The organism is Pseudoalteromonas sp. ESRF-bin5 (assembly GCF_002632075.1).
GTDB classification, from domain to species: Bacteria; Pseudomonadota; Gammaproteobacteria; order Enterobacterales; family Alteromonadaceae; genus Pseudoalteromonas; species Pseudoalteromonas marina.
In genome coordinates this window covers 1-3695 of the sequence record NZ_NTLW01000106.1, presented here as the reverse complement: position 1 = coordinate 3695, position 3695 = coordinate 1, and the positions used below count along the sequence as shown (strand labels likewise).

5 protein-coding genes are annotated in these 3695 nt (G+C 39.8%); all 5 read left to right on the top strand.

Annotated elements, in window-relative coordinates; all coding sequences use genetic code 11:
- Positions 1 to 59 precede the first annotated feature (59 nt).
- A complete protein-coding gene (lolB, locus tag BCG07_RS05385) occupies positions 60 to 647 on the top strand; it encodes a lipoprotein insertase outer membrane protein LolB (RefSeq protein ID WP_083792143.1) in 588 nt (195 codons plus the stop codon).
- A gap of 2 nt (positions 648 to 649) precedes the next feature.
- On the top strand, positions 650 to 1507 hold the full coding sequence (gene ispE / locus BCG07_RS05380) for a 4-(cytidine 5'-diphospho)-2-C-methyl-D-erythritol kinase (RefSeq protein WP_286889134.1): 858 nt from the start codon (positions 650 to 652) through the stop codon (positions 1505 to 1507).
- A gap of 88 nt (positions 1508 to 1595) precedes the next feature.
- Entirely contained in the window at positions 1596 to 2543 is a 948-nt protein-coding gene (locus BCG07_RS05375) for a ribose-phosphate pyrophosphokinase (RefSeq protein ID WP_008133143.1), read from the top strand.
- A gap of 150 nt (positions 2544 to 2693) precedes the next feature.
- Positions 2694 to 3311: a 50S ribosomal protein L25/general stress protein Ctc gene (locus BCG07_RS05370; RefSeq protein ID WP_008133144.1), complete on the top strand. Its 618-nt coding sequence runs from the start codon at positions 2694 to 2696 to the stop codon at positions 3309 to 3311.
- An 18-nt stretch (positions 3312 to 3329) separates the two neighbouring features.
- On the top strand, positions 3330 to 3695 hold a 366-nt coding region (gene pth / locus BCG07_RS05365), incomplete at its 3' end, for an aminoacyl-tRNA hydrolase (RefSeq protein ID WP_353743792.1).

The following is a 3695-nucleotide window of genomic DNA, read 5'->3' as shown; positions in this document are numbered from 1 at the left end:
ACTTTAAAGGCGGCAATTTTACCAAAAATCAGCGGAATATGGAAAGTAAGGAACAACATTTGATTAGACATTATTTAATATTAGCTATAACTTTTATGTTTTTAAGTGGCTGCGCGCAACAATTACCAAATAAAACAGCAATTTACGACAACTGGAAAGGTAAACTCGCCAATCAAAAAACTTGGCATGTAGAGGGGAAACTTGCTTTTATTAGTCCCGATGAGCGCCAATCTGCAAACTTAAATTGGCAGCAACAAGAAAATAACAATAATTTAGTACTGACTTCATTTATTGGCACACGCATTTTACAACTAAAACAGTCGCGCAATGTTGCTGAGCTTGAATTTGACGATAAAGTTTATGTAGATACCAATGCATCTGCGCTGCTTAAGCGCTTAACTGGCTTTGCTTTACCTGTTAATAATGCTGATAACTGGCTTAAAGGCACTATTGATTCACAAACGTTGCAAGTTGATGAACTTGGCCGTTCGAAACAAGTACTTTGGTTAGATAATGAAAGTAAAAAATGGCAAATAAACTATGCAGATTATATACAAACCGCTGGTTATTGGTTGCCTACAAAACTGACGCTCAAACACCAAAAAATTAAAATTAAAATTCAACTATATGACTGGCAATTTAATTAACTATGAATAGCAAAACCTTTTTTTCACTTATTGCACCTGCAAAACTCAATTTATTTTTACATATTAATGCGCGCCGAGATGACGGTTATCACGAATTAGAAACCTTATTTACCTTCTTAAACTTCGGCGATGAGCTCTCTTTTGAGTTAACAGATGAATCATCAATTTTAATCACTGGTGATACTAAAGACATACCACTTGAAGATAATCTCATCTATAAAGCTGCTTTAATGTTACAAACTGATACTAAAACTAAGCACGGTGTAAAAATAAATTTGATAAAACGACTGCCTATGGGAGGAGGTGTTGGAGGGGGGTCGTCTGATGCGGCAACAACACTATTAGCGCTCAATAAATTGTGGAATATTAATTATGACATTAATAAACTTGCTAATTTAGGCTTACAATTAGGGGCTGATGTGCCTGTATTTATACGTGGTGAAAGCGCCATTGCGCAAGGCATTGGGGAAAAACTACACCGTGTTGAACTTGCGCAAAAATGGTACTGTGTTGTGCACCCAAACCAGCATGTAAGCACCGCTAAAATATTCACTCACCCCGACTTAAAACGCGATACACCAAAAATCTCAGGTGATTGGAAACAGCAAACTTTACACAACGATTGTGAGCCTTTAGTTAAAAAGCTATGCCCCGAGGTTGAAAAAACCCTCCAGTGGTTGCTAAAATACGCTCCGTCGAAGATGACCGGAACAGGTTCATGTTGTTTTGTAGAGTTTGATACACAAGCTCAAGCTAGCCATGTACTTGCTAACCTCCCCCATACTTGGCAGGGATTTATAGCGTCAAATGCTAATATCTCTCCTGCTCATACGGAGTTAACCGCCATTTTCGATCAATGAAGTAACGTAAAAGTAATCATAAGTTAACTCGTAATGATTTTTATCATTGCTCGTTAGTCCAAAATTTCAGTGCCTGAGGAACCCTACCGTGCCTGACATGAAGCTCTTCGCTGGTAACGCAACACCTGAGTTAGCTCAAAAAGTTGCAAAACGTTTATATATTGAATTAGGCGATGCTGTTGTTGGCCGTTTTAGCGACGGTGAGATCAGTGTTCAAATTAATGAAAATGTTCGTGGCTCGGATGTTTTTATCTTGCAATCAACCTGTGCCCCTACAAACGATAACCTTATGGAACTTATCGTTATGGTTGATGCTCTTCGTCGCGCATCTGCGGGTCGTATTACTGCCGTCATTCCTTATTTTGGTTATGCCCGCCAAGACCGTCGCGTACGTTCTGCCCGCGTACCAATCACTGCTAAAGTTGTTGCCGATTTCTTATCGAGTGTAGGTGTAGACCGTGTACTTACGGTTGATTTACATGCAGAGCAAATTCAAGGCTTCTTTGATGTACCAGTAGATAATGTATTTGGTAGCCCTGTATTACTTGAAGATATGAAAGAACGTCATTTTGATGATGTTGTTATTGTTTCTCCAGATATTGGTGGTGTAGTGCGCGCACGTGCAATTGCAAAACTATTAGACGATACTGATTTGGCTATTATTGATAAACGCCGCCCACAGGCAAATGTTTCTCAGGTAATGCATATTATTGGTGATGTAGAAGGCCGTGACTGTATCATTGTTGATGACATGATTGATACTGGCGGTACGTTATGTAAAGCCGCTGAAGCACTTAAAGAACATGGTGCTAAACGCGTATTCGCTTATGCAACTCACCCTATTTTATCAGGTAAAGCAGCTGAAAATTTACGTGATTCTGTTATCGACGAAGTTATTGTAACCGACTCAATTCCATTATCTGATGAACTTAAAGCGCTTGATAAAGTAAAAGTGCTAACGCTTGCTGATATGTTAGCAGAAACTATTCGTCGTATTAGCAACGAAGAATCTATTTCAGCGATGTTTGAGCACTAATCTCAGGTATTTGCTGAAAACAAAAGCGCCTTTTGGCGCTTTTTTTGTGTGCTATGTATATTTTACTGAATCACAGTGGTATGATAGCGCGCCTTTTGGCTAGGGACCTTGGTCGCAAAGGCCCTAAACTTTTAAATAATTGGAGACATCATGTCTAACACAACTTATACATATGACGCTGAACTTCGCGTAGAAACTGGTACTGGTGCGAGCCGCCGCCTACGTCGCGAAGACAAAGTTCCTGCAATCCTTTACGGAGCTGACAAAGAAGCTTTATCTCTTACTTTTGCTCATAAAGATATGATCAAAGCACAAGAAGACGAAGGTTTTTACACTCATATTCTTACACTTAATGTAGGCGGCGAGAAAGTTGAAGCTATCTTAAAAGATATTCAACGTCACCCATTCAAGCCTAAGCTTACTCACCTTGATTTCCAACGTGTAGACGCAACTCATAAATTAACAACTAAAGTTCCTCTTCACTTCATCGGTGAAGAAATCGTAACTAAAGCTGGCGCAACTGTTGTTCACCAGTTAACTGATGTTGAAATTTCTTGTCTTCCAAAAGCATTACCAGAATTCATTGAAGTAAATGTTTCTGAGTTAGTAGCTGGTGATTCAATCCATATCTCTGATTTACAACTACCTGCAGGCGTTGCGTCTGTTGAATTAGGTAAAGGCGAAGGCCATGACCTTTCAGTAGTTACAATCAAAGCAAACAAAGCAGCTCCAGCTGAAGACGAAGAAGCTTCAGACGCTGCAGAATAATATTTAAGGTCTCGCACCTTGAATTCTATTCAAATGCTTGTGGGCCTGGCTAATCCAGGCCCCGAATACGCAAATACACGCCACAATGCAGGTGCTTGGTTCATCGAGCAACTCGCAGCACGCTACAACTGTACGCTAAAACACGATCCTAAATATCACGGCCTTACTGGCAAAGTGATAATCCAAGGCCAAGAATTCAAATTATTGATCCCCACTACTTACATGAATTTAAGTGGTAAAGCGGTCAGTAGTTTAGCCAACTTTTTCAAAATCCCTGTTGAAAATATCTTAGTTGCACATGACGAGATGGATTTAGAGCCCGGTGTCGCCAAATTAAAAAAAGGGGGCGGACACGGTGGTCATAATGGCTTAAAAGACATTATG

Excerpts from the sequence above, each read along its gene's own strand:
- ispE (WP_286889134.1), top strand. The coding sequence starts at position 650 with ATGAATAGCAAAACCTTTTTTTCACTTATTGCACCTGCAAAACTCAAT.
- BCG07_RS05370 (WP_008133144.1), top strand. The coding sequence starts at position 2,694 with ATGTCTAACACAACTTATACATATGACGCTGAACTTCGCGTAGAAACT.